Origin of the sequence: Haloechinothrix salitolerans, assembly GCF_042662605.1 — a bacterium.
Classification (GTDB): Bacteria; Actinomycetota; Actinomycetes; order Mycobacteriales; family Pseudonocardiaceae; genus Haloechinothrix_A; species Haloechinothrix_A salitolerans.
The window spans coordinates 5,774,088-5,797,457 of sequence record NZ_JBHSXX010000001.1; the positions used below are offsets into that span (position 1 = coordinate 5,774,088).

Annotated in this window: 25 protein-coding genes and 3 pseudogenes; 22 read left to right on the forward strand and 6 right to left on the reverse strand. The window is 67.8% G+C overall.

Translation table 11 applies throughout. The features are described from left to right. Positions 1 to 212: 212 nt before the first annotated feature. The 13 genes and pseudogenes from ACFQGD_RS27525 to ACFQGD_RS27585 all read left to right on the forward strand — a co-directional run bounded on the left by ACFQGD_RS27525 (position 213) and on the right by ACFQGD_RS27585 (position 10,593). The gene (locus ACFQGD_RS27525) at positions 213 to 893 is read left to right on the forward strand and encodes a hypothetical protein (protein ID WP_345390884.1); all 681 of its coding nucleotides are present in this window, start codon (positions 213 to 215) and stop codon (positions 891 to 893) included. Between the two features lie 148 nt (positions 894 to 1,041). Further along, positions 1,042 to 2,379, forward strand: coding sequence for a site-specific integrase (locus tag ACFQGD_RS27530; RefSeq protein ID WP_345390887.1), 1,338 nt, complete (start codon positions 1,042 to 1,044; stop codon positions 2,377 to 2,379). A 104-nt stretch (positions 2,380 to 2,483) separates the two neighbouring features. Beyond that, the gene (locus ACFQGD_RS27535) at positions 2,484 to 2,909 is read left to right on the forward strand and encodes a hypothetical protein (protein ID WP_345390890.1); all 426 of its coding nucleotides are present in this window, start codon (positions 2,484 to 2,486) and stop codon (positions 2,907 to 2,909) included. Positions 2,910 to 2,912: 3 nt separating this feature from the next. After that, a complete protein-coding gene (locus ACFQGD_RS27540) occupies positions 2,913 to 3,374 on the forward strand; it encodes a hypothetical protein (protein ID WP_345390893.1) in 462 nt (153 codons plus the stop codon). Positions 3,375 to 3,573: 199 nt separating this feature from the next. Beyond that, a complete protein-coding gene (locus tag ACFQGD_RS27545) occupies positions 3,574 to 4,542 on the forward strand; it encodes a radical SAM protein (protein WP_390221111.1) in 969 nt (322 codons plus the stop codon). 139 nt (positions 4,543 to 4,681) lie between these two features. Then, entirely contained in the window at positions 4,682 to 5,149 is a 468-nt protein-coding gene (locus ACFQGD_RS27550) for a 3'-5' exonuclease (protein WP_390183575.1), read from the forward strand. A 223-nt stretch (positions 5,150 to 5,372) separates the two neighbouring features. After that, the gene (locus ACFQGD_RS27555) at positions 5,373 to 5,792 is read left to right on the forward strand and encodes a hypothetical protein (protein ID WP_390183574.1); all 420 of its coding nucleotides are present in this window, start codon (positions 5,373 to 5,375) and stop codon (positions 5,790 to 5,792) included. 89 nt (positions 5,793 to 5,881) lie between these two features. After that, positions 5,882 to 6,232, forward strand: a complete 351-nt coding sequence (locus ACFQGD_RS27560; RefSeq protein WP_390221086.1) for a hypothetical protein — start codon at positions 5,882 to 5,884, stop codon at positions 6,230 to 6,232. Continuing rightward, complete coding sequence (locus tag ACFQGD_RS27565; RefSeq protein WP_345398882.1) at positions 6,198 to 7,292, forward strand: integrase core domain-containing protein; 1,095 nt, start codon at positions 6,198 to 6,200, stop codon at positions 7,290 to 7,292. The genes ACFQGD_RS27560 and ACFQGD_RS27565 overlap by 35 nt, the downstream gene beginning before the upstream one ends. Beyond that, positions 7,289 to 8,086, forward strand: a complete 798-nt coding sequence (locus ACFQGD_RS27570; protein ID WP_345401662.1) for an aldo/keto reductase — start codon at positions 7,289 to 7,291, stop codon at positions 8,084 to 8,086. The genes ACFQGD_RS27565 and ACFQGD_RS27570 overlap by 4 nt, the downstream gene beginning before the upstream one ends. 405 nt (positions 8,087 to 8,491) lie before the next feature. Next, positions 8,492 to 9,346 (forward strand): annotated as a pseudogene (locus tag ACFQGD_RS27575) (DDE-type integrase/transposase/recombinase); the annotation flags it as partial. Between the two features lie 31 nt (positions 9,347 to 9,377). Next, a complete protein-coding gene (locus tag ACFQGD_RS27580) occupies positions 9,378 to 9,998 on the forward strand; it encodes a GNAT family N-acetyltransferase (protein ID WP_345401659.1) in 621 nt (206 codons plus the stop codon). Between the two features lie 424 nt (positions 9,999 to 10,422). Continuing rightward, positions 10,423 to 10,593, forward strand: a complete 171-nt coding sequence (locus ACFQGD_RS27585; RefSeq protein WP_345401656.1) for a hypothetical protein — start codon at positions 10,423 to 10,425, stop codon at positions 10,591 to 10,593. 226 nt (positions 10,594 to 10,819) lie between these two features. On the opposite strand, the gene ACFQGD_RS27590 is transcribed toward ACFQGD_RS27585, so the two are convergent. The 3 genes from ACFQGD_RS27590 to ACFQGD_RS27600 all read right to left on the reverse strand — a co-directional run bounded on the left by ACFQGD_RS27590 (position 10,820) and on the right by ACFQGD_RS27600 (position 12,852). Beyond that, on the reverse strand, positions 10,820 to 11,554 hold the full coding sequence (locus ACFQGD_RS27590; protein WP_345401653.1) for a hypothetical protein: 735 nt from the start codon (positions 11,552 to 11,554) through the stop codon (positions 10,820 to 10,822). Further along, positions 11,551 to 12,051: a helix-turn-helix domain-containing protein gene (locus ACFQGD_RS27595; protein WP_345401650.1), complete on the reverse strand. Its 501-nt coding sequence runs from the start codon at positions 12,049 to 12,051 to the stop codon at positions 11,551 to 11,553. Before ACFQGD_RS27595 ends, ACFQGD_RS27590 begins: the two co-directional genes overlap by 4 nt. A 480-nt stretch (positions 12,052 to 12,531) precedes the next feature. Further along, positions 12,532 to 12,852 carry a hypothetical protein gene (locus tag ACFQGD_RS27600; protein WP_345401647.1) on the reverse strand — a complete coding sequence of 107 codons (321 nt, stop codon included), beginning with the start codon at positions 12,850 to 12,852 and terminating at the stop codon, positions 12,532 to 12,534. 159 nt (positions 12,853 to 13,011) lie between these two features. Between ACFQGD_RS27600 and ACFQGD_RS27605 the strand changes: the two are divergent. Then, a pseudogene (locus ACFQGD_RS27605) lies at positions 13,012 to 13,248 on the forward strand (helix-turn-helix domain-containing protein); the annotation flags it as partial. Between the two features lie 611 nt (positions 13,249 to 13,859). Here ACFQGD_RS27605 and ACFQGD_RS27610 read toward each other — a convergent pair. The 3 genes and pseudogenes from ACFQGD_RS27610 to ACFQGD_RS27620 all read right to left on the reverse strand — a co-directional run bounded on the left by ACFQGD_RS27610 (position 13,860) and on the right by ACFQGD_RS27620 (position 15,943). Next, positions 13,860 to 14,261, reverse strand: a complete 402-nt coding sequence (locus tag ACFQGD_RS27610) for an SCP2 sterol-binding domain-containing protein (protein WP_390183686.1) — start codon at positions 14,259 to 14,261, stop codon at positions 13,860 to 13,862. Then, positions 14,255 to 14,482 (reverse strand): annotated as a pseudogene (locus ACFQGD_RS27615) (winged helix-turn-helix transcriptional regulator); the annotation flags it as partial. The pseudogene ACFQGD_RS27615 and the gene ACFQGD_RS27610, both read right to left, overlap by 7 nt. A gap of 1,098 nt (positions 14,483 to 15,580) precedes the next feature. Continuing rightward, on the reverse strand, positions 15,581 to 15,943 hold the full coding sequence (locus tag ACFQGD_RS27620; protein ID WP_345401644.1) for a winged helix-turn-helix transcriptional regulator: 363 nt from the start codon (positions 15,941 to 15,943) through the stop codon (positions 15,581 to 15,583). 422 nt (positions 15,944 to 16,365) lie between these two features. On the opposite strand from ACFQGD_RS27620, the gene ACFQGD_RS27625 reads away from it, so the two are divergent. From ACFQGD_RS27625 to ACFQGD_RS27660, 8 genes are all read left to right on the forward strand, one after another. Next, on the forward strand, positions 16,366 to 16,872 hold the full coding sequence (locus tag ACFQGD_RS27625; protein WP_345401641.1) for a prepilin peptidase: 507 nt from the start codon (positions 16,366 to 16,368) through the stop codon (positions 16,870 to 16,872). A gap of 333 nt (positions 16,873 to 17,205) precedes the next feature. Then, on the forward strand, positions 17,206 to 17,580 hold the full coding sequence (locus ACFQGD_RS27630) for a hypothetical protein (RefSeq protein WP_345401639.1): 375 nt from the start codon (positions 17,206 to 17,208) through the stop codon (positions 17,578 to 17,580). Further along, positions 17,580 to 18,554: a hypothetical protein gene (locus ACFQGD_RS27635; protein ID WP_345401637.1), complete on the forward strand. Its 975-nt coding sequence runs from the start codon at positions 17,580 to 17,582 to the stop codon at positions 18,552 to 18,554. Before ACFQGD_RS27630 ends, ACFQGD_RS27635 begins: the two co-directional genes overlap by 1 nt. 84 nt (positions 18,555 to 18,638) lie before the next feature. Next, positions 18,639 to 19,316 (forward strand): SAF domain-containing protein, encoded by a 678-nt coding sequence (locus tag ACFQGD_RS27640; protein WP_345401634.1) that lies wholly within the window; start codon positions 18,639 to 18,641, stop codon positions 19,314 to 19,316. Positions 19,317 to 19,326: 10 nt separating this feature from the next. After that, positions 19,327 to 20,169: a hypothetical protein gene (locus ACFQGD_RS27645; RefSeq protein WP_345401631.1), complete on the forward strand. Its 843-nt coding sequence runs from the start codon at positions 19,327 to 19,329 to the stop codon at positions 20,167 to 20,169. Then, positions 20,166 to 21,596 carry a CpaF family protein gene (locus ACFQGD_RS27650; protein WP_345401628.1) on the forward strand — a complete coding sequence of 477 codons (1,431 nt, stop codon included), beginning with the start codon at positions 20,166 to 20,168 and terminating at the stop codon, positions 21,594 to 21,596. Before ACFQGD_RS27645 ends, ACFQGD_RS27650 begins: the two co-directional genes overlap by 4 nt. Before the next feature lie 2 nt (positions 21,597 to 21,598). Further along, entirely contained in the window at positions 21,599 to 22,471 is an 873-nt protein-coding gene (locus tag ACFQGD_RS27655) for a type II secretion system F family protein (protein WP_345401625.1), read from the forward strand. Beyond that, the gene (locus ACFQGD_RS27660) at positions 22,471 to 23,370 is read left to right on the forward strand and encodes a pilus assembly protein TadB (protein WP_345401622.1); all 900 of its coding nucleotides are present in this window, start codon (positions 22,471 to 22,473) and stop codon (positions 23,368 to 23,370) included. The genes ACFQGD_RS27655 and ACFQGD_RS27660 overlap by 1 nt, the downstream gene beginning before the upstream one ends.

Below are 23,370 nucleotides of genomic sequence, written 5' to 3' on the forward strand. Positions count from 1 at the left end.
CTCGCTCGGCTGGATCGACACGCCGTCTGACCGGCACGATTTGCTAGGCGATCCCGTGGCTGTCCCACTCAGCCCTGCTCCGCGGTCACGTCGACCCGTCCGACCGCAACCGGCTATGGCTTCGGCTGATCACACCCGGCGGCAGCGAGATCTCGACAACGACCAGCTCGGCGGATCGAACCGCCGTGCAACGCTGGGTGGTGCGCCACGACGTGACGAACGACGACGGCGAACCCTTGAAGATCCACCGAGCGCGGATTCGTACCACCCACCACGCGATGCGCGACAAGAGCCGGTGGACCGGCGGCCGCGCGACCATCGACCCCAATCACAGCCCAGCGGTGGAAGGCGACCACTACCTAACCGCCAGCACTGACACACAGCGACGGGCGGCGGACGCCATCATCGAAGACGCCCAACACGACTTGCTACGCCGCGCCCAACCCCCGGCCGTGGTGACCGACGAGGACGCTGCCACGCTGGCCCACGAGTATCCACAGCTGGTCACCGATCTCGGCCTCGACGACGCGGTCCTTACCGAACTCGTCGGCGGTGCCCGCGACGTGTTCGTCGCTGCCTGCGCCGATCAACTGTCTGGGCTGCACGGCCCCAAGGGCAAGCCCTGCCCCGCCCGGCCGTGGGTGTGTCTGCTCTGCCCACTGGCGGTGTTCGCGCCCCGCCACGCGACCAACCTGCTGCGACTCAAGGCGTTCTTCTCCCGCCAGTGGCAGCAAATGCCCGCCGGCCAGTTCATGGCCGTGTTCGGCCACTACGCCCAGCGCATCGACCACGTGCTGGACCGTTTCGACCCCGCCCTGCTGGCCACTGCGGGTCAGCGGGTCGCCGATGCCGACAACGAGTTGCCTGTGCGTCCCGAGGAGTCAACCCGATGAGCACCGCATTCGCCGTCACCGGTCCCGCTCGGTCACCCTTCGCCGGGGTCGACGTCTGCCGGGAGGCAGGGCTCGACCTCCCGGAGGGCGCCGCCCGCCCGGTGTTCGAGGACGGGACTTCGGCCAGGTGGTCGGCCTCCCGGTGCAGATGGCGCGTCACGCCCGGCGGTTCGACTTTTCCGCGATCATCGACCCGCGGTGGCGGATCCTCGCCAGGGAACTGGTCCTGGCGTTGCTCGCGCCGCGGCATGATGCCGTCGCGGTGCTTCCCCGCGCCTACCGCAACCCGGCCCACCTCGCCACTGCCCCCTTGCGGCTGGGCGAACTGGTCCGGTTGTTGAACTGGCTCACCGATCGCGGTGTCGCCAGCCTCGCCGACATCGACGACGACTGCTGCGCGCCCTATCTGGACTACCGACGCCACGTGCGTGATGCCGACGGTGTCGTGGTTGGGGAGCGTGGACCGGCAACACGGCGCTCGGCCGCGCAGATCATCGAGGTGCTGCAGCCAATGCTCGCGGCGGCGGCCTACCTGGCCATCACCTGCGGCCCGCACGCCGTCGAGCTGAACCGGCAGATGCGCGACATCGACCACAGGGTGCTGCACACCGCTCCCCAGGATGCCCCCACCGAGGCGTTCAGCGCGCTGCTGGCCGACCACGAAACCGCCGACGAGCCGCTGCCGTTGCTGCCTGACCCCTATATCCGTCGTCGGCTGGAAACCGGGCAATGGTCTCCCGACGATCCGCTGACTCCGATCGCGTTGAACCCGCTCGCCTGCCAAGCAGGGTTCACTCAGTTCCGCAGCCGCTGGCTGCCACACCTGCGCCAACGGCTGGAAACGACACTCGGGCTCGTCGGCGCCGAGAAACCGTTCGCTCGCAACGCCGCCCTCGTCGACCACGCCCGCGGTGACGGCGTGCTGCCGTGGACACCGCCACTCCATCGGCTTCAGGCCACCGCACTGGTCGGAATCGTCCGCACCGCCACGATCATCCTCACGGCGGCGGTCTCCGGGATGAGGGCCAGCGAGCTCATGGAACTCAAGGTCGGCTGTCGCCGCCCGCCCGAGCGCTACGGTGACGGCCTCGTCCGCTACCGCGTGGCCAGCACCGTCGTCAAAGGACAGCCGCTGGGCGGCACACCCGAGGAATGGGTCGTGATCGAACCGGCCTACCAGGCCATCGAGCTCGCCGAACAGCTGCACACCGACCCTCAAGAAGACGCACCCCTGTTCGGCCAACTCGCGTTCAGGATCCGCTACCAGTGGTTCCGCAACTGGGTCAACGGTCCAGACGGCCAACGCCTCGGTCTCGACCCGATACCCGAGTTCCCGGTCAGCCTCAGGTCGCTGCGTCGCACACTCGCGCTGGAACTGGCCTACCGGCCCGGTGGCGTCCTTGCCGCGAAGCTGCACCTCAAACACATCGCGGCCACCACGAGGACTACGCCTCCCGCCCGGGTGGTGCGCAGGCCGAACTGCTAGCCGAGGTCAACAAGCACGAGGCAGACCGCAACCTCGACCTGCTCTGGGCAGAGTTCCGCAACTACCAGCACGGCATCCTGCCCGCCGGCCCCGGCGCCCGGGAGTTGACCGAGTTCTTCGCCCACATCGACGGCAAACTCGCCCCGAACGATGCCGGGTCGCCGAAGGTGCAGCGCAACAACCGGGAAGTGCTCAACCTACTCACCAAACGCGCCCGCACCCTGCACCTCGGGACGGCGAACTACTGCTGGTTCACCGACCCCTCTCGAGCGCTCTGCCTCAAGCTGGCCGGCACCCCGGACGCCGAGAAACCGCTGGCCGGGATGTGTGACTCGGCCCGCTGCCCGCAGGCCACCCACCACCCCTGTCACCGGCCCGTCTGGGCCGAACACGCCCAGCAAACCACGACGTTCCTCGGTGACCTCGGACCCACCGGCAAGATCGAGAAGGCGCGGCTGCAGGCCGACCTCGACCGGGCGCAGCGTGTCCTCGACGCCATCGACAACGACACCATCCACGAGAAGGAGTAGCCCGTGCGGATCACCGCATCCCAGAGGCAGGCCAACGAAAACCGCATCCGCGCCACCATCGACCGGCTCCTGCGCGGCCAGATCCCCGCCGACGGCGGCTGCGACGTCAAAACCCTCGCCCGCGAAGCCGGAGTGGACCGCACCGCCTTCTACGGCACGCGTCCCTACGCGCACCTGCGCGTCGAGTTCGAACAACGCCTCGCCACGCTCCAGCGCGACACCGGCCAGCGCCTCGACCCGCGCGACAGCCAGATCGACCGCCTCAAAACCGAGATCACCACGCTCAAGCGCCGCCTCGAACAGACCACCGGCCAGGTCGACGAGCTCACCGCCTTCCGCGAACAGGCGCTCGCCCAACTGGCCGCCCAACACGACGAGATCACGCGGCTCCGCGCCGGTGCTGCCGCAGCCAGCCACGTCACCCCGCTCCGACGATCAGCAGCACTCGTCGGGCCCTGCAACTGACGTGATCACCATGCACACGACCGAGTGGTCTCCGCGAGGCTCACGACCGGCCGAAACGCAACACACGCCGTCAACCGCATGCCAAACGAGCTGTCAAACCTCACCATGCTCAATCGCCACACGAACCCCACCGAACACGCCGAGTGCGGAAAGAAGCCACACCTACGGCGTATGGGACATGCGCCAACCGCGCGCCCTGATGAGCGACGCCGACGCTGTGCGGGCGCTGGTCAACCACCGCTACTTCCAGCCGCACCGCACCCCCATCCAGATCTTTAACCGCGCTACCGACCCGTTCCTGCCGCGCGTCAAGACGCACCTGTTCGACGTGCTTGACGACCTCGATCGCCGAGGTTTGACGAACCATGTTCTCGTCGTCACCCGGTACCGAATCGACCCCGAAGATTGCGCGCGCCTCAACCGGTTGCGTCACCTGAAGCTCACCCTGCTGGTGACCTACTCCGGCATCGCCGACCAGCGGATCGAACCCGTCGACAGCGCCATCGCGGCGCGCTCCCTGCAGGTTGCGTATCAGCATGCCCAGCGCTATCGAGTCGTGTTGTACTGGCGGCCCCTCGTTCCGCGCCTTAACGACAGCCCCGAGCACCTCGCGCGAGCGGTGGAGCTGAGCCGGCACGCGCACGCCACGGTCTTCACCGGTCTGTTCTATCGCGGCGAGATCGCCGACTACTACCGCGCCAACGGACTCCCTGAGCCCTACGACCACACCGCCCGACGCAAGATCGTTCCCGAGACCTTGGAGCGGCGGGTGCTCGAGGCCTTCGACAGCGCGACTGGCGGGCCGCTGTTCCGTAAGACCAGTTGCGGCGTGTCGTTCGCCCACGGCGTGCCCGACTGCAACGGACACTACGGTGTACGCGAGCTGTGCGACATCTGCCCGCTCAGCCAACTCGGGCTCTGCGCTGACGCTCATCGGCCCCCCACCGAAGCCCAGGTGCGTGAGCTCGCCGCCCGCCTGCCTGATAAGGAGGACCTCGAGATCGTGCAGATCAGCGAACGCGCCGCGACCACCGCGGGACTGGATGAACAACCGCGCTACTTCCTGCAACACGGACTGGGGTTCCAAATCCACGATCAACGCCATCCCCATCGGCGGCGGCGTCACGGACGCGCCGACATCGGCTGGCAGCGTGAGGCAACCGCATGAGCACCGATGCCCTCTGGACCAGTCTGGACTACGTCGTCATCGACGTCGAAGGCAACGGGGGCTCGACCCCCTGCGCTGGTCGAACTCGCCGTCGTGCCCATTCAGCGGCGGCCAGATCGGCCAACCCCGCTCCTGGCTCGTGCGGCCACCTTCGCCGATCACCTGGCAGGCCCGCAAAGTGCACGGCATCTCCACCGCCGACGTCGCCGACCAACCCACGTTCGGCGAGATCGCCGACGCGGTGAGCGCCGCGCTCGGCGACGCCATCCCGGTCGGGCACAACGTACGCATCGACCTCGACGTGCTCACCCGAACACTCCCCAACTGGACACCCACCGAGGCGTTCGACACCCTCCGGCTAGCGCGCAAGACCTGGACCCTGCCGTCCTACCGGCTCGGCGCACTGGTCGAGCACCGCAACCTCGCGGAGAACCTGCCGTCCGGGTTGCAGCCGCACCGGGCCACCTACGACGCGCTCGTGACCGCGCGGCTGTTCATCGCCCTGGCCACCGAACCGTCGCCGCTGACCGTGGCCGCGCTACGCGACACCGGCGGAATCACCCTGGCTCCCGCCGAGCCCGAGGCCGAGCTGCGGCTGTTCGACTGATGACCACTCCGAGCGAGCAGCGTGGCCTCTTCATCGCGATCGACGGTCCCAGCGGCGTCGGCAAGAGCACCCTCGCCCGCGCACTCACCGACACCGCATCGGGAATCGTCCTGGCCTGCCTCTATGCCGCCGACCGTCACCAGCATCTCGATGAGGAGATCACACGCGGCTCGCCGCAGGCCACACGGTCGTCTCCGACCGCTACCTCGCATCCGGCCTGGTCATGCAGCGCCTCGACGGCATCGCGCTCGCCTACCTGCAGGCAGTCAACGCTCAGGCGGAGCTCCCCGACATCTCGTTCATCCTCAGCGCCGATCCCGCCACCGTTTGCGCCCGACTGACACAACGCGGCGCCCACAACCGCTATCAACACCGGCCTGGCTCGATCGCCGAGGAACTGCGCTGCTACGACGAGTCCCGACCCACCTCGAACAGCTGGGCGGGACCGTCGTGCGCATCGACACAACCCACCTCGCCTCGGAACGCGTCGCCGCGGCCGCACTCAATCACATCGTCGAACGTGTTCCGAACCGCGCTCTGGAGACACTATGACCCGTACCGACCTATCCGCCGCGCGCAGCGGCACCTTCCGCATCGGTGGCGACAAGCCCGTGCACCGCATCGGCTACCGTCTTGCGTCTGAGTTAGATGACCATTTGATCTTTGAAATACCCAGCCACGAAGCGGTGTGTCTGACCGTTCCGGAGGCTGATGATGACGTCCAATACGCCCATGAAGGCACGCAAGCAGCGACGGCTGCTCTCGCCGAGCCAGAAGTACGAGATGTATGTGTCGGTGCTGACTGGGCAGTGCACGCAGCGGGAGGCCGCGCAGAAGTGGAAGGTCGACCGCACCACGGTGACCACGATCTGCCGTACCGCCAAGCAGGGCGCGCTGACCGCGCTGTCGGCTCGGCCGGGCCGGCCGGGCAAGACAGTCGAGCAGCTGGAGTTGGAGGAGGCGCGGGCGGAGGCCGAGCGGCTGCGCGCCACGGTGACCGAGCAGGCGGTGGCGCTGCATCTGCACGAGGAAAACCCGCCTGGGGCTGATGGCCGGCCCGGTCCCGGCGCGGGTGCACGCTGACGTGAAGGCCGGCCTACTCGAGTTGATCGAGCACGCCGTCGAGCGTGGCTGGTCGGCGCGGCGGGCATGTGACCGGCTGGGCCTGGAACACGGTCGCTACCAGGCGTGGCTGGCCCGCCAGGCCGCCGGGCGGCTGGACGACCTACCGCCGGGCGGGCATCCCCTGCACGGGATCCTGCCGGGCGAGCGGGCCGCGGTCGTGGAGCTGTTCGAGACCTGGGGCGAGACCGACCGTAGTCATCGCAAGCTCGCCCACCGCGGCTCGCGGATCGGACTGGTGCATGTCTCCGAGTCCACGGTGCGGCGGATCCTGGCCGCCGAACGGCTCGTTCTTCCTGGTCAGCCGCCCCGCGAGCCGATCGGTCGGGCGGAGTGGCCGCCCTGGCTGGAGTGGAAGCCCAACCGGGTGTGGGGTTACGACTTCACGCACTTCACCCGCGCCCGGGTCGCCGCGATCGCGATCCTCGACATCGTCTCCCGCAAGTGGATCACCACCCTGGTGTCGGCCGAGGAGTCTTCCACCCAGGTCGAGGTCGCCTTCACCGACGCGCTGGAGGCCGAGAACCTGTGGGCGGCCGCCGACGCCCGCGCGACCGACGCGCTGGTGGCCGCGCTGGCCTCCGGCGACCGCGACGCCGTCGGCACCGCGATCGGTGACGGGCAGCTGCCGTTGCTGCTGGCCATCAGCGACAACGGGCCGCAGATGCGCAGCCACACCACCCGCGAGTTCCTCGCCGGTGTGGCCATCGCCCGCCAGTTCGGACGGCCCGGCACACCGACCGATCAGGCGTGGATCGAGACGCTGTTCGGGCACGTGAAGGGCGAGTGGCCGCACCTGGAAAAGATCCGCGACCCCGGCGAGCTCGAAGCCGAACTCGAGCTCGTACGGGCCCAATACAACGGGGTCAGGCTGCACGCCGCCATCGGGTATGTCACGCCCGACGACGAACACGAAGGACGAGGTGACGCCATCCGCAAGAACCGACGCGACGGACTCGCCCAAGCACGCGAGAACCGCCTGGCATACCGTCGAAGCAGAGCACCTGAGGAGAACCAATGACCACGCACCGGCCGTGGCTGGGTATTTCAACCCGCGATTGGTCAATTAACTCAGACACACCTCACTACGGCGCCATGCAACTCACCGGCCCCGGCCACTGGTATCACCCAGCCGACATCGACACCGCCCACGCCGTCCTCCGCCGCGCCGTCGACCTCGGCATCAACCACATCGACACCGCCGACGCCTACGGCCCCGACACCAGCGAACACCTCATCCGCAAGGCACTGCACCCCTACCCCGCCGAACTCGTGATCGCCACCAAGGGCGGCATGACCCGCCAGGGCCCGAACCGCTGGGCACCGGTCGGCCGCCCCGAATACCTGCGCCAGTGCGTCGAGATGAGCCTGCGCCGCCTCGCGCTCGAGCGCATCGACCTCTACTACCTGCACCGCATCGACCCGCACGTCCCGCTCGCCGACCAACTCAGCGAACTCGCCGCGCTCCGCGACGAAGGCAAGATCCGCCACATCGGCCTGTCCAAGGTCACCGTCGACCAGCTGATCGCCGCGCGCGAGATCACGGCAATCGCCGCCGTCCAGAACAAGTTCAACATCGCCGAGGGCGACCGCTCGGTGCTCGAATACTGCACCCAGACCCACACCGCGTTCGTGCCCTACGCGCCGCTGGCCACCCAACACCGCCGCGACAGCAGCGGTACCGAACCCGCCTCCCCTGCCTCGGCCCTTCGTTGGTTGCTCACGCAGGAAGCGGCTGTCTTGCCGATCCCGGGCACCACATCCACTGAACACCTGGAGGCCAACATCCGAACTGCGGCCGGGACAGACGCCTGACCAAGGCGAGACCCGCGAGAGGCGACACTGGCATCACTCGACGGCGGTATCGGTTGGATCCTGTCGGACGACACGCCGCGTGACCTTCCGCGCCAGGCCATTGCCCACATCGGACAAGCGCTGGGCTTCGAAACCGCCTCCGCCGAACTGCTGTAGAACAGCAGCCATCCGGGCCCGTAGCGACACCACGGACGCAAACGACTGCGAGACCGCCGATGACAGCCGAGCGTCGCCCCATGCGGTAGCCGCTAGCGGAAGATTTGGCACTCCCCCAAGAACAGGGATGTTAGACCAGATGTTAGACCAGATGTCATGTCGCAGGACTTCGGTGACGGTTCTGTATCAGGACATCGGTGACAGTTCTGGTGGTCTTGGTGGTGACGCTTTGGCCGCGAGGCTGTGGCGGTGGCTGCCAATGAATCCATCGATCCCCGTGTCCGTCTCGCGATCTCGCAGTGGCCCGAGGACGCTCCTCGTGGCGCGGTCTCGTCTTTCTGTGCCGAGCACGGCATCTCGCGCAAGTCGTTCTACGAGCTGCGCAAGCGCGCGAAGGACGATGGGCCGGCCGCGGTGCTCGAGCCCAGACCCAGGCGCCCGAGGTCGAGCCCGTCAAAGCTGACCGACGAGGTCAGAGCCCAAGCCGTGGAGGTGCGCGCGGCGCTGGAGGCTTCCGGCCTGGACCACGGGCCGATCAGCGTGCACGACAAGATGCACGCGATGGGACTGGAGGTGGTGCCCTCGGTTGCGTCGCTGGCCCGGATCTTCCGCCAGGCAGGCGTCGCTCGGCTCGAGCCGAAGAAGAAGCCACGCTCGGCGTGGCGCCGGTTCGTGTATCCGGCACCGAACGCGTGCTGGCAGCTGGACGCGACCGAATACGTGCTGACTGGCGGACGAAAGTGCGTGATCCTCCAGCTCATCGACGACCACTCCCGTTACGCGGTCGCCTCCCACGTCGCTTCGAGTGAAACGGCAGAGGCCGCCATCTCGGTCTTCGACAAGGCCGTCGCCGCGCACGGTGTTCCCCAGCGGCTGCTGTCGGACAACGGGGTCGCGCTCAACCCGTCGCGGCGCGGATCCCTGGGCCAGTTCGTCGTGCACGTGACGGGCCTGGGCGTGGAGCCGATCACCGGCAAGCCCTACAAGCCGACCACCCAGGGCAAGAACGAACGCTTCCACCAGACACTGTTCCGCTACCTCGACAAGCAGCCACTCGCTAGCAGCCTGGCCGAGCTGCAGACGCAGGTCGACGCGTTCGACCACAGACCAGATCCAGCGCTGTATTATCGAACGTGTGATCGATGATGCGTTGCGGGCGATCGTGAGTTCAGGCGATTACGGGAGCCTGGTGCCGGTTCTACCGACAACCGACACCACCCTGGGCGGTAGCTGCCCGCGGGGACATGACTTCCGGATCGCGCGGGTCAGCCTCGGGCACTCCCATCTCTACGACGCCACCACAGTGACCTGCGAGGTGTGTCGCGAACTGGGCCATGAGCACTCGACTTGGGCTCTGATCGATCCGTTCACGCACACTGCCGAACCTCCCGGACGCGGGTTGGCGCTCGTGGTGACACCCCCGTCGGTGCGAGGCGGGCTAGGCCAGATCGCCGTGTACCTCGGCCCCCGCAGTGTCGCCGATGCTGATCTGATGATCTGTGCGCCCTGCCGCCGAGCCGTACTTGAGCAGATCCGGGTCGACCCGGGATGTCGGCGGCGGGGACTCGGCAGACTCCTTGTTGCCGCATCGGTAATGCGCGCGCCCAGCGACCGGTACCGATGGTCCACCACACCTGTGAACAACGATCCGGAGGTACTGGCGTTCTGGTCCCGCATCCCCTTCCCGGCCCCCAGCACCCTCGGCACGCCCGAGTACTGCTCGGACATGCGAACCGCAGCTGGCATAGCCGAGTGATGAGCCCCGCCTGACCGCGATTACCGACGCCAGCACGGCACGGCATCGGTGGGAGGACACGTGACCGCGGACACCGATCTCGTCATCGAACAGGGCACCCATCTGGGCCACCTCCTGGCCCATTCGCGACGAGAAAGACCGACCCGCCGACGTCACCGGCTGAAGCATGCGCGCTCACGTCCGCGAGCACCTCGATGTGACCGAGGTGCTGCAGGAGTGGTCAAGTGCGCTCGGCAACGCGGATGCGCGAGACAGCGAGGTCGTTCTGTCGGTGTAGCCCACCACCTCCAGCTCCTGGACGTGGGCGGACGGGATCTACGACGTCGAACTGACCGACCCGAACGGCCGGGTCGCATGCGTGGCGGCCGGATGCGTGCGCGTCTCGCGCGAACTCACCCGGTGATCGACGATGGCGACCCACTGAATGACCACCAGCCCACACCCGGTGCTCACCTGGCAGCGGACTGGAACACCGGCGCAAACCATCCTGGCCGGCGACGGCTACCAGGTCTGGGTGGATTCCGGTCCACCTGCCGTCGTCCCCGGCGCCAGCACCGGCGATCTCTACCGCGATAGCACCAACGGGCTCGACTGACCACTCACGCACCCGAGCGCCGACCCAGTTCGTGACCGCGACGAGAACGACCACGACCACCAGGAACCCCGACCTGGAGAGTCACGGAATCGACCCATCCAGGGACCGTCCAGCGGTATCACGCCGCCGCTGGCTGCGCCGCTGAACCACGTGCCGATCGCGGCGCCCAGATACTCAACCCCGAACCGACAGAAGCGGACGAGCAGGCCGGTGGTGGCCGAGTCGGTTAGGAGTGCCAGAACGGCGCTAGTTCGGCGAGCACGCAGCGGCCGTTTGGTGTCAGCGTGATCGGCACACTGGTCTTGAGTGTCAGGGAGCCAAGCCATGGTGCGTACGGCATCGGGACGGGCACCCGCACCATGTCGTCGATGAGCGAAGTCGCGAGTCCGGGGGTGTGCACGTCGACGCGGACGAGCTGGGGCGCCAGCGTCGCCGTGGTTAGGCCACGATGCGCCTTCGAGCGGGTTCCGCACACCTGCTCCAGCGTGCCCAGCTCGCGCATGTAGTCGGCCATAGGCTGCGTGAGCCGATGCACGGCGAGAACACGCGCCACCGTAGTGGTTGCACCGGCCTCACCGCCCTCACAAGGGGGTTTCGTGTAGGGCTGCAGGTCGTGGCGGTCGATCTGGAACGAGTGTGGTCCCGCGTGCCCGGCGAACAGCAGACAGGGATCTGTCTCGGCGCTCGCCTCATTGGCCGCGTCGGCCGCGCAGGGCAGCAGGATCGCCAGATCGCGATCGCGGATCGTGGCGTCATCGGTCCAGCGCAGCCACCAGTCGCGGCGCTTGGCGTCACCTTGGGCCAGCGCGTGGTGCTGCCCGCGGTGACGGTGAGAGAGCTCGCAGCGCAGCCACGGGTCGAGCTCCTTGATGACGGTGGGCTGCGGGACCGCGCGCAGCACCTCCCAGTCGAGTTCGCTCAGCACAGCCAGCGCGGTGCACCGCCGCAGCTTGGCGTTCATGACGCCAACTGACCGACGTCGCTGTCCTGACCGCCAACACCGCCGGCGTGTGCCAATTCCACCCTGAGCTGGTCGGATGGGATGTCGCATAGCTGCGCCAGGCGATCCACGGCGGCGGGTGGGAGCGTGATCGCCGTTGCGCCGCCTTCGTTGAGCCGTGCCGCCGCCCACCGGCGTAGTGGCCGCAGCTCGGGGTGGGCGATCTCGACGACACTCGCCAGGTCCATAGTGATCGCGGTGTCGTGGCCTCCGATGACGGCGTGGTCGACGCGCTCCAGCACAGCGTGGGGGCGATCGCCGAGGGTCAGGCACAGCTCGGCGAACCGAGTCACGTTGATGGCCCGTGTGCTGTGTTCCCATGCGGCCAGGGTTTGCGTTGAGATTGACATCGACAGGTGCGACTGGACGTCGCGGCGGGTCCAGCCCCGAGCCTTCCGCATTCTTCGCAGCTCGTTGCCGAGCGCGATCTGGTACCGCTCGGTATCCGGTATCAGCACGTCGATTCACCCGATCGTCGTGCGATATCCCCGCTAGCGTGACTTACAGAGTACGGATGCCCCGAATAAGGGGCGAGCGGATCGCGCGACAGTGACACACGTCGCTCAGTACACCCGTGTGGACGGTTCCCGGTCATCGCGTTCCTGCTCTTCGGCGTTGGCGGCGTGATACTCGCCCACCAGGTGGGCGTTGTTGATGAGGACCAGTTCTGCCCCGCGTTTGCGCAGTTCCGCGTCCCAGATGGCTAGGCTCCGCCCGGTCAGCCTTGTCGGTATCTTCAGCGCGGCAAGTTGCTCGGGTGGACGGCACGGCGGGCCGCGTCGACGCGAAGCAGGACAACCAGGTAGCCGACGGTGGAGCCGCCGGGATGGTCCGCCTGACGGGGCCGGATCTCGTGCCTGGCGCGGCGGAACCGGCGGCTGGGGATTGGCTGGGGGTTGCACACCCACAGCTCGCGCCCGCCTTGAGATCAGCCTTCTTCACCCGAACTCCCTCACTTCTGACGACTCCAGATCCGCCGTCAGCTGGGCGAATCCCCTGAGTTCGGCGTCTAGTTCGAGATCGCCCGCGCAGTCGGCACACAGCGGCTCGCCGTCCCACGACCGCAGCCACGTCTGCCAGGGAGGGGCCATCGACCACCAGGTGCCGCACTCGCGACACATCGCGTCGGTATCCGGACCGATTTCCCGCCCGGCGCGCACCGCCAGTGCGAACGCCAGCGCGCACTCACACCCCTGTGGGATCCGGGCTCGCGCCAAGGCACACAACGACATCGCGCTCACTGTGGCCGTCGTGCGCACGATGCAACACCCCATCTCGCCCCTCTCGGCGGACATGGGCGGCGGCGGTTTCGGCACGTCGAAACCTTGATAGAAGCACCAGAGATACGCTATACGTTTATAAATAACTAGATAACAAGTTGTTGTTTTCTATAACTCGCCGCAGCCGAGCTCGGCCGCCGCCTACGGCAGCACCGTAAAGCGGCGAGGTTCACTCAACTCGAGCTCGCCTACCAGGCAGCCAGCACGGTCGCCGCGATCAGCAACTACGAAAACGGCCGTATGCTGCCCAGCCTCACGACCTTGCTCGACCTCGCCTACGTGCTCCAGGTTGATCCCGGCGAACTGGTTAGCCAGCTCAAGCCAGACACACCCCCAGCCGACCGGCTCGGGACCGGACGTCGAGTCGAGCGCTGACACCTGGCCAACCCGCGTCCAGCACCCCCCGTGGCAGATGAACGGAGCGGTCGTCGACGCCTTCGGCGATGACATCGGCGCTGGGCCGATTTCAATCACACACCCCCGGACGGAACACCTCGACTGCTGGCCGAACGGATGACGGCGCGATGACCGATGGTGGCCCTGCGCTGCTCACGCACCGTCGAAGGACGGGCCGGTTCGGCCGGCCAGGAACTCGGAAATTCCGGCTCGCCCGCTCGCGCGTCCACGTCGACCTCCCTCTTCCCGCGCGGACCGGGGGTTCCGCGCGGTACTACCATGTCGTTGCGGTGCTCGCTCCTGTTAGCGGCCAGCCTCCCTCATGATCAAACGGCGTTGATTTCGACACCAAGCACGGCCGACGTGGGGCCAAACGGCGTCACCCGCGTTGGTGTCAGCGACTGTTCGACCGGTTGGTGAGAACGCTCGTGATACAGCGGGGACAGAGCCGATGGCAGGCGGTCTTCGCCTCCGGCGGGACGGCCTGTTCGTGGTTTTTGCGGTACGAATGCGCGGCGCCGACTGCGCCGATAACTGCGCCAGAGCCTTCCATCGCGGATCCGTCTCGCCTCGGGTGGTCTCTGTTCTCATCAGTGTTGATGTGCGGCGGTGATAGCCGCTTTCGCCGCCGCGCGCACTTCCTTGCGGGAGAAGATCCTGCCTAGGCACTTGGTGGTCTGCCGGTCGCCGCTGATTGTGAGAGCGCCGCTGGCGGCCGCCGCTGACGTAGTCGTCTTGCCCGAAGCGATATCCCTCCAGGTCTCCTCGTCGGTGGTCACGACGACGGCGGGATCCTCGGCACAGCCATCGTAAAACTGGATCGAGCCGTCGTCGATGGCGAAGTAGAAGGCCGAGACTCCGACGCGGTACTGGTAGGTCTCCCGGATCCCCTTGGTGGCCTCCAGTCGACGAAGCTTGCCATCGCTACGGCCGCCGAGCGCGCGCGGAAGCTCTCTCCGGATTTGGGCTCGGTGAGCCGTCGAGCGCCCCAGCCGATCAGCGGAGTCCTCGCGTCGGCCAGATCGCGACCGTCATCGGTCAGCGCATACACCTGACGGGCAGCGGGAGGTGAAAGCTCGTGGCGGGCGATGACGCCGTCGCGTTCGAGGTTACGCAGCCGCACGGTAAGGAGGTTGCGTCTTACCCCCGGAAGACCGTCGATCAGGTCGGCGAAGCGCCGTGGCCCCGGCACGAGTTCGCGCACGATCAGCAAGGTCCAGCGGTCGCACGGTCAGCCTGGCTGGCGGTAGGCGTCAGCGACGAGGACGATCGGCGAACTCGCCCGGCTGGCACGCCAGCCACTTCGAGAGTGGCGACTTTCGGCGCGCCATTGCCATTGCTGTGCTCTCAAGCTGGGCGTGGTGGCATTCCAACTGCAGAGAGCACGGAGAACGCACACGCATAGTGAAGTGGAGGCCAGCATGGCCTCTACCTGCACTTTCGGTGCCTGATCGATAGTCGCGGCGCAGTCCCGTCGCCAGGCGTAGTTCAGAAGGAAACGTATGCTGGACGATTGCTACGGCAGCGTAGCTAATCGGGGTGGTCACAATGCCTCTTGAGGTGGCGCATACGAAGAAGCTCGAGCCGTGTCGTCTGCTGAGGAGCCGGCGATCGCGTCGGCTGCGCGCATCGACGCCTGGATGGCCGCGTCCCACGCGGGGATGGACAGGATGATCGCGGTGCGTGGGGTGTGGAGGTGTACGTAACACCCGGCGCTGCCACCGCCACGCTCCGGGTACTTGCGGCTGCGGCGCTGATCACGGCGGAGTGGTGTCGCCGCGATAGTATTCGGCTCGGCCCGGGATACTCGGAACGATGCCGCTCAAGATTGAAACGACAGCTATCCCGCCATCGCTAGGGCGGCGTTCAAGGCACGCCGGGCATTCGGGGTGGTGTGCAGTGCCCGCGTGGTGCGTTCGACCAGTGAGTTGCGCGGTCGAACGCACAGGACCGAGTGGGTGCTTGGTCGCCCTGCGCAGAGTCTACACGGACGTGCTGACGGCCCCTGCTAATGCGCTGGGCCCAGCCCCAAGTACGCTGATGGGTCGGCAGTGCTCCGCCCCGATGAGGGCAGTGTCGACAGGCTGGCGTCCGACAGAAAGTCCAGCGTCCGTGTGGCCATCAAGTACTGCCGCCGGGCCGATCGACCGGGAAACTGCCCTCGATCACCAAGCGGCCAGTCGAAACTCCCTGGCCAGACGGCCATCCATCTGCGTGGTGCCCCTCCGGGAGCTCGAACGTGCGACGTGGTTCATTCAGCCCACGGCGCGCGAACAGCGGACGATGCATTGAGGCGCCGTGCGACAGCGTCTCAACCGGCGTGATCTTCAGGTACGGAAAGAAACTGACGTGCGGTCGCCAGCAGTTCGGGCAGTCTGCGACGTGCATGTTCCGTCAAGGCGTACGTCGATACGATGATCGGCCACGTGGACTCGTCCTGCGTGTTCTTGACTAGCCCGTTCCTTTGCAGGTCCTGCAAGGTCTTCGCAAGCACGCTCTCACCAACGAGCTTTCCGTCGGACATACGCGCAATGGCGTCACGTAGTTCCCCGAAACGGTGTGGGTGGTATGAAAGAGCCGCGAGCACGTGCGGTGCCCACTTGTGGTTGAGTTGACGTTGCAGGCCTTCTAGCACTGTGACAGTTGGCTCGTCACTGCTCGGCTGCATGAGCATCAAGACGCACTCTCCACGGTTTGTCTTCAACGAAGCTGGAGGAGATCACAGCCCGGTTCATTGGATTAATCGTGTACACCTGGCTTGCTTCCCACTCCTTCTCGGTGCGCGTAGGCAGGTGCCTGTTTCCCGTGAGACTGGGTGAGGCGCCATCCGTGACGTTCCGATACCACTATCGAGTGATGTGATCGCGTCGCACGCATGCGCAGATGACGTAAGCCGCGTTCGATACGGGTGTGACCTCAGCGCAGGGCCTGACCGTCATGAATGCGCCGCTCTGGCCCGCGGCACTCGCAGCCTGTCTTGGAGCCCTGCTCGGACCTGCGTTGTCGGCATGGGCAGAGCGGGCATCGCTATCGGCTTGTTCCTCCACCCTGCCTTGGTGGCGCGGTGGAGGGGCCTCGACGCGGATCGTGGCCGTGATGTCGATGGTCACCGGCGTGCTGCTCGGACTCGTTGCTCTGCGATACGCAGGTACCGCAACCTGGCTGGCGTGGTCGTGGCTGGTGGCGACCGGCGTGGTCTTAGCGGTCATCGATATTCAGCACCGGCGCCTCCCCTACCGCGAAACGGTAGCTATGGCGCTCGGTGGAGCCGTGTCGCTTGCTGGTGCTGCGATGATCGAGAACCGCTGGACTTCCTTCCTGGCTGCCATCCTGTCCGCGGCTTTGGTACTGGCCATCGCGGCAGCGGTACAGCTACTGTGGCCAGGCCACACAGGCGGCGGCGACACCCTGTTGTACGGGACACTCGCGTTGTATCTCGGCTGGTTCGGAGTGTCGGGTCTGGCCAGAGGCATGTTGCTGGCCACCGGCTTTACCTCGCTGGTTGCCATTACTGTTTGGTGTCTGCGCCGACGGAGGTCTACCACCATCCCCGCGGGCCCCACCCTGATCGCAGGTACCGTGCTCGAGGTCTTGCTCCACTGAGCCGAGGTTCTCGCACGGGACCTCGTTTTGAACCCTGAATCGTCGGCTTCGTTTGAACGCAGCCGACACGCCATGGTAAGCAAATGAATACACAATGTGATGTCATTGCGTCAGTGGGTCATCTGATCGGAAGTCGTGGTGGTTCGTAGGTGGAATTCCCGACAGACCGCCCGCAGGCACAGCGGCGGACGGCGTGTTCTGCTGCTCGGGACCACCATGTTACTGGGTATCACCGCGTGTGACGCCGAATCCGCACCGAAGACGCCTGCTGATACCAGCACACTGACCGCCCCCACGAACACGGCGACTCGGACTAGTGATCGAGACGCCATCGTGATCGCATACAAGCAGTTCTGGGTTGTGCTGCAATCGCTCGACGAGAAGTCCGAAACACGGTGGGACGAACAACTCGCCGAGGTCGCAGTCAACCCACAGCTGAAGATCTCGCTCCAAGCGGCCCGCTTCCAATCATTGAATGGGGAAAGGACCTACGGCGAAGTGCGGGCCCGTATCTCAGGTGTCGAGATCGACGGCGCCACAGCAAAGGTCACGGATTGCCAGGACGCATCGCACTCCGGCGTTGCCGACGCGAAGACTGGCGAGCACAAGACCGTCGGTATCGCCCGCAACCCGGTCGAAGCCCGATTGAAGCGCCACGATGGGACTTGGAAAGTCGCCGACATCAACTACCCGGGCGGCGAGTGCTGATGCAACCACTCCCGCGATTCGGATTCGCCAGCGTGACGGCCATGCTCGTCGCGGTGTTGATGCTCCCCACCGGTGGTTCCGCGTTAGCTGATCACGACAGTGACGAGTCCGGGCAGGTCACCGTGGTTCCTGGTGACCACTTCAGGATTGCCGAATCCCCCAGCGTGCGGATGACTGCTCAGTACGGGCTGCGAGAGTCTGAGAGCGATGCGAGTCGCGCTGGTAGCGGCACGCCGGCCGCCGCGTCGTCGCGGTCAGCGCCGGTGTGCACGTTCGAACCTATCCCCAGCGTCGGCGGGGTGACGGGCGAGAAGACCGTCGAAGCGCTGAAGGCGATGATGCCCGACCTATACCTCGGGTCCCGCGGCGGGGACGAGTCGCAGGCGTTCGCGGTGCGGTGCGCGGACGCGAGCGGTGGCTGGGTAGTCGGTACTGGCGCGGCCGGCGGTAATCCCGTGGCGGTGTTGCCGGATCCTGCTGAGCTGGCGGAGCGTGCCCGGCAGAGGTTGGTGTTACCCATGCCGACGCCGCGCATATCACCACGGCTAACGCTCGCGGATGGGCGGGCGGCGACGCTGGTTAACGAGCACACCTGGATTTGGACTGATCCGGATGACTGGACGACGCAGTCACAGCGTGTGCAGGTGGGTCCGGTGTGGGCGGAGGTCACCGCGCGTCCGACCCGGATCCGGTTCGACTCGGGCATGGGGCACCGGATCGCCTGCGAGGGGCCGGGTACCCCGTACGACCGCTCGTACGGGCTGCACGCCCCAAGCCCGGACTGTGGACTGGTTTTCCGCCGCTCGACGTATGGCATGCCCGATGAGCAGACCACGGCGGAGTATGCGATCAGCTGGTCGGTGAGCTGGCGCGGCTCGACCGGCGCGACCGATGAGGGAGGTGAGCTGCCGGACATGATCTCCCGTACCACCGAGTCGTTCGCAGTGGCCGAGGCCCAGTCGTTGCGGAACTGACCCGGCGGACAACCGGCCCGTCCCATCCGTACGGGCGGGCTCATATCGGTAAGCGATTCAAAGCACACGAGGTAGGTGACCTCTGTGGAGTTTCTTGCGCTCTTTTCCCGGCCCGGCCTGGCTACTGGAGAGACCGGTCAGGCCGATAGGACACTGCGCGTGCCGCGGGTTCCGCGCCGCCGACGCTGGTGGCTGCTGGCCGTGACGGTCGCGCTGGTGGTGACGTCGGGGGCGGGTAGCTACGCGTTGTTCTCGGCGGTTGATCAGCGGGTGGAGACGCTGGTGGCCGCGCGTGACATTCCGTTCGGCGCCGTCGTCACTGGTGCCGACCTGACCACGGCCCTGGTCGCGGCCGACGGGCCCGCGCGGACGGTCGCGGCTACCAAGCGCGGCAGCATCGTGGGGCGCACAGCCGTCGCGACGATCCCGGCGGGCACCGTGATCACTCCCGGTCAGGTGCGGCAGCAGAGTGTCCCAGCCGCAGGCGAAGTGGTGGTCGCGGTGCGCACGGAACCGGGCACCTTGCCTGCCCGGGGCCTCCGTCCCGGCGGGATGGTTCGCGTCGTTCCCGTCGCCGACCCGCAGACCGGCATCGACGACCCGGCGGGTGGGGAGTTCGACGCCACGGTGCTCGGGGTGGGCGCGCCGGATCCTCAGGGTGCGGTCACCGTCGAGCTGCTGGTGAGCGCGGCCGTTGCTGAGCGGGCGAGCTCGGCGGCCGCCGGCCACGTGGTGCTGTTGGTACTGGGGCCGGGGCGGTGAGGTGATCGCGATGGCCGTGATCGTTCTGTTGTCGCCGAAGTGCGCGCCCGGCGTGTCGACGGCGTCCGCTGTGCTGGCCTACGCGTGGCCGTGTCCGGTCTTGCTCGCCGACTGCGATCCCGGTGGCGGTGATCTGGCTGCGGGCTGGCTGGGCCAGTGGCTGGTGGACGGCCACCTCACGACGGATCGAGGGGTGCTCAGCTACGCGACGGCGACCCGGCACACACGAGCCGGCGCGGCGGACGCCTTGGAGCCGCACCTTCAGGTGGTGCCGGTGGCTCCTCGTGCCCGGCTGTTGCGTGGCCTGGATGGTCAGGCGCAGCGCACGGCCCTCGACGCGGCAAGCTGGCAGCGTCTCGCGCACGCCGTGCGCGAGCGAGGCGCCACCGATCACAGCGATGTGCTGATCGATGCCGGCCGCTTCGGTGGGTGGACCCCGCGCCCGCTGCTGAACGTCGCCGACCTGACGCTGCTCGCGGTTCGACCACTCGCTCGGCACGTGCTGGCGGCCGCTCCTGCGCTGGCGGAGCTGGGACGCTGCGTGGAACCCGACCGGCTGGGGATCGCCGCGCTGGCCACCACGACGGCCGGAACACGGGACATCCGCAAGGCGCTCGGCCACCGGGTCAATCTCGAGCTGCCCGACGATCCCCGGACGGCGCGGGTGTTCTCCGATGGCGTCAACGCGGGCGAACCGTTCACGCTGCGGTCCTCGCTCGTTCGTGCGGCCACTACGGCGGGGACACGACTGCATCACGCATTGAACCTGCGGCCACCCCCACCCCCGCTGCGGCAGCCGGACCCGGCGACAACCGAGCGGGCACAGTCGGCGATCGGAGGTGGCCAGTCATGAGCCACCCGTGGGAGACCGGTGACTTCGTTCCCGACACGCCCGCCGCCGTCGCCGCCAACGGCGCCGGGCGGCGGGTCGCTGCCGGATGGGCGGCGATCGATGCCGGTACCGTTGCTGAGATCCGCGGCCGGGTCGCTGAGCGTCTCGAGCATGACGGACCGTTCACAGCGTTCGCCAACTCGCCGCAGGGCAGGGCGCGCGCCGCCCGCCATGTCGAAGACGAGGTGTCGGGATGGGTTCGGCGGCAGGCCGAACGGGGCGTCCCGCCCCCGACCGTGGAGACCGAGAGGGCACTCACCCGCGCGGTCATGGCGGGCCTGTCCGGGCTCGGGCCCCTTGAGCAGCTGTTGGCCCGCGATGATGTCGAGAACATCCACATTCACGGCTGCGACCGGGTCTTCCTCGAACTGGCCGACGGTCTGCTGCAGCGCTGGCCGCATCCGGTGGCGGAATCCGACGAGGCGCTGGTCGAGATGCTCACGTCGGTGTTCGCCCACCAGGGGCAAACGTCTCGTGAGTTCTCCCGCGCGCACCCGCTCGGCAACCTGCGACTGCCCGGCGGCGGCCCGCTCGGTGCGCGGCTGGGCGCGCTGATCGAGGTGGTGGATCGGCCGCGAGTGGCGATCCGCAGACACCGACTGTCCCACACCACGCTGGACGACCTAGTCGAACACAGAACCCTCGACGAGACGCTGGCCCAGTTTCTCGCGGCTGCGGTCCGGGCGGGCTGCAACATCCTGGTCACCGGAGGCCCGTCGGCCGGCAAGACGACCACGCTACGGGCGCTGTGCCACGCCATCCCGGCAACACAGCATGTCATCACTGTCGAAGACGACTACGAGCTCGGCCTACACATCGACACCGACCTCGACTTGGTGACGCCGATGGAGGCGCGACTGGCCAACGCCGAAGGCGTCGGTGAGATCACGTTGGATGACCTGCTCAAGCAGGCGCTGCGCCAGAGCCCGCACCGCGTGATCGTCGGGGAGGTGCGCGGAGGCGAGATCACGGCCATGCTGCGCGGGTTGGGGAACGGCGCGGCGGGCGGGATGTGCACGCTGCACGCCCGCTCTGCGGGTGTGGCGTTCGATCGCATCGCCAGCTTGGGCATGCTCGGCACTCCCCCGCTGTCGGTCGAGGCGGCGTCCGCGTGGACAGCATCGGCCATCGACCTGATCGTGCATGTCGTCAAGGTCGACGACACCGACGCTGCCGGTCGGCCCCATCGGCGGCGCTTCGTGACCGAAGTGCTGGAGGTCGGCCCGGTCGGCGACGCGGGACGTCCCGACGCGACCCGCCTCTATTCGCGGCCACTTCCGGGCACCGGCGCGGCCCCGGTGTTCGCGCCGACCAGCGAGCTAGCCGCTCGGGTAGCCGCAGCGGGTTTCGAACCGACGCGGCTCGCAACGGTTTGGGAGGCACAGTGACCATGACGACGAATCCGCTGCTGCTCGCCGCACCGGGAGTGCTGCTGTCGCTGGCTGCGGTGAGTGCGGTAGCGGCACTCCACGCACCGACCGTGCCACCGATCCCGATGCGGCTGTGGCTCGCGCGCTGGTGGACCCTCGCGCGCCGACACGCAGTCAGCACACGTACGGTCATCGCGACCGCAGCGGGGCTCGGCGTGCTGTTCGTGACCGGGTGGCCGGTAGCCGCCGTGGCGACCGGCGCAGGCGTCGTTGTCGTTCCGGTGCTGGTGGCTCGCCATGATGCGCAGGCGGTGATCGAGCGGCTGGACGCCCTGGGCTCCTGGTCCCGCCGCCTTGCCGACGTGCTGGCGTCCGGGGCGGGCGGCTTGGAGTCGGCGATCACCAGTGCCGCGCGCACGCCACCGGAGCCGATTGCTGCCCAGCTAAGTGCGCTGGCGGTGCGCATGCGCACCCGCGGTCTGGAGCGCGCGCTGCGGATGTTCGCCGACGAGCTGGCCGACCCGGCCGCCGATGAGGTCGTGGCCGCGCTGCTGCTGCGCCACCGGGCAGGTGGCCGTGGCCTGGTCGACGTGCTGGAGGCCACGGCGGACGAACTGGCCGCGGAGGTCACCACGCGGCGAGACGTTGAGGCCGATCGCGCCAAGCCACGCACCGACACCCGGCTGGTCATCACCATCACCGCGGTGGTGCTTGCCGGGCTGATGCTGTTCGCCGACCAGTTCTTGGCGCCGTTCGGCACGCTGCTCGGGCAGTTGGTGATGGCGGCGATCGTGGTGCTGATGGGTGCGGCCTGCTGGTGGATGCATGTCCTGTCGCGCCCGCGTCGAAACCCCCGTCTGTTCACGGCACTCGATCGGCGGGCGGTGATGTGATGCCCGGATCCGTCTGGTTCGCCGCGCCCGGTGTCGCGATCGGGCTCGCGCTCGCCTGCGTCGTGGCGGCCTTCGCGCGGCCCGCGCCCATCCGGCTGGCCGCAGCAGTGGCGCGCCTTGAGGCCCGGGGGCACCTCACCGACAGCGACGAAGCCCGGCTCGGGCGCTGCGAGCGGTTGCTGCTGCCGGTGGCTGTGCGGGCCGCACGGTCGACCAATCGTTGGTGGGGCATCCCCAGCCGCGACCTTGATGCCTGCGAGCTCACCCCCACCCGATACCTCGCCCGCCGCGCCGCGTGGACAGGGGCCGGTATCGCGCTGACTCTCGTGCTCTGGCTGCTGCTGGTGGCCGCCCAGGTCAGCGTCCCGCCCGGCCTGCTCGTGCTGGCGATCTGCGGCGGCGCGGCGGCGGGATCGGCGGTTCCCGTCCTCGACCTGGCCGAGACTACTCGCACCCGGCGTCACGAGTTCCGTCGCGCGATCGCCGCCTGGCTGAAGCTCGTGGCGCAGGAACGCGCCTCAGGCGCCGCCGCCGGGCCGGCGCTGCTCGAGGCCGCCCGTGCCGCGGATTCGTGGCCGTTCCAGCGCTTGCACGCCGCGCTCGTGCGCGCTCAGCACACTGGCGATACCCCGTGGGACGCGCTGACCCGGCTGGGCGCCCGCATGGGGGTAGCTGAGGCGGGTGACGTCGCCGACATCGCCGCGACCGCCGCCGACGGCGCGGCTGTGTATACCACGCTGACGACCAAAGCCCGCAGTCTGCGCCGCGCCATCATGGCGGCGGACAAGGCCGACGCCAACAGTCGCAGTCAGCGGCTCGCCCTGCCAGTGACGCTGCTGCTGATCGGGTTGCTGTTACTCGTGATCTATCCCGCCTTTAGCCAGCTCCTCGGCATGTAA

Coding starts and splice junctions, on each gene's coding strand:
- ACFQGD_RS27560 (WP_390221086.1), top strand. CDS start 5,882: ATGAAGGCACGCAAGCAGCGACGGCTGCTCTCGCCGAGCCAGAAGTAC.
- ACFQGD_RS27660 (WP_345401622.1), top strand. CDS start 22,471: ATGCCCGGATCCGTCTGGTTCGCCGCGCCCGGTGTCGCGATCGGGCTC.
- ACFQGD_RS27625 (WP_345401641.1), top strand. CDS start 16,366: ATGTCGATGGTCACCGGCGTGCTGCTCGGACTCGTTGCTCTGCGATAC.
- ACFQGD_RS27645 (WP_345401631.1), top strand. CDS start 19,327: ATGGCCGTGATCGTTCTGTTGTCGCCGAAGTGCGCGCCCGGCGTGTCG.
- ACFQGD_RS27590 (WP_345401653.1), bottom strand. CDS start 11,554: ATGAACGCCAAGCTGCGGCGGTGCACCGCGCTGGCTGTGCTGAGCGAA.
- ACFQGD_RS27530 (WP_345390887.1), top strand. CDS start 1,042: ATGGCGCGTCACGCCCGGCGGTTCGACTTTTCCGCGATCATCGACCCG.
- ACFQGD_RS27545 (WP_390221111.1), top strand. CDS start 3,574: ATGAGCGACGCCGACGCTGTGCGGGCGCTGGTCAACCACCGCTACTTC.
- ACFQGD_RS27565 (WP_345398882.1), top strand. CDS start 6,198: ATGGCCGGCCCGGTCCCGGCGCGGGTGCACGCTGACGTGAAGGCCGGC.
- ACFQGD_RS27620 (WP_345401644.1), bottom strand. CDS start 15,943: ATGCTCATGCAGCCGAGCAGTGACGAGCCAACTGTCACAGTGCTAGAA.
- ACFQGD_RS27635 (WP_345401637.1), top strand. CDS start 17,580: ATGCAACCACTCCCGCGATTCGGATTCGCCAGCGTGACGGCCATGCTC.
- ACFQGD_RS27570 (WP_345401662.1), top strand. CDS start 7,289: ATGACCACGCACCGGCCGTGGCTGGGTATTTCAACCCGCGATTGGTCA.
- ACFQGD_RS27650 (WP_345401628.1), top strand. CDS start 20,166: ATGAGCCACCCGTGGGAGACCGGTGACTTCGTTCCCGACACGCCCGCC.
- ACFQGD_RS27655 (WP_345401625.1), top strand. CDS start 21,599: ATGACGACGAATCCGCTGCTGCTCGCCGCACCGGGAGTGCTGCTGTCG.
- ACFQGD_RS27585 (WP_345401656.1), top strand. CDS start 10,423: ATGACCACCAGCCCACACCCGGTGCTCACCTGGCAGCGGACTGGAACA.
- ACFQGD_RS27555 (WP_390183574.1), top strand. CDS start 5,373: ATGCAGCGCCTCGACGGCATCGCGCTCGCCTACCTGCAGGCAGTCAAC.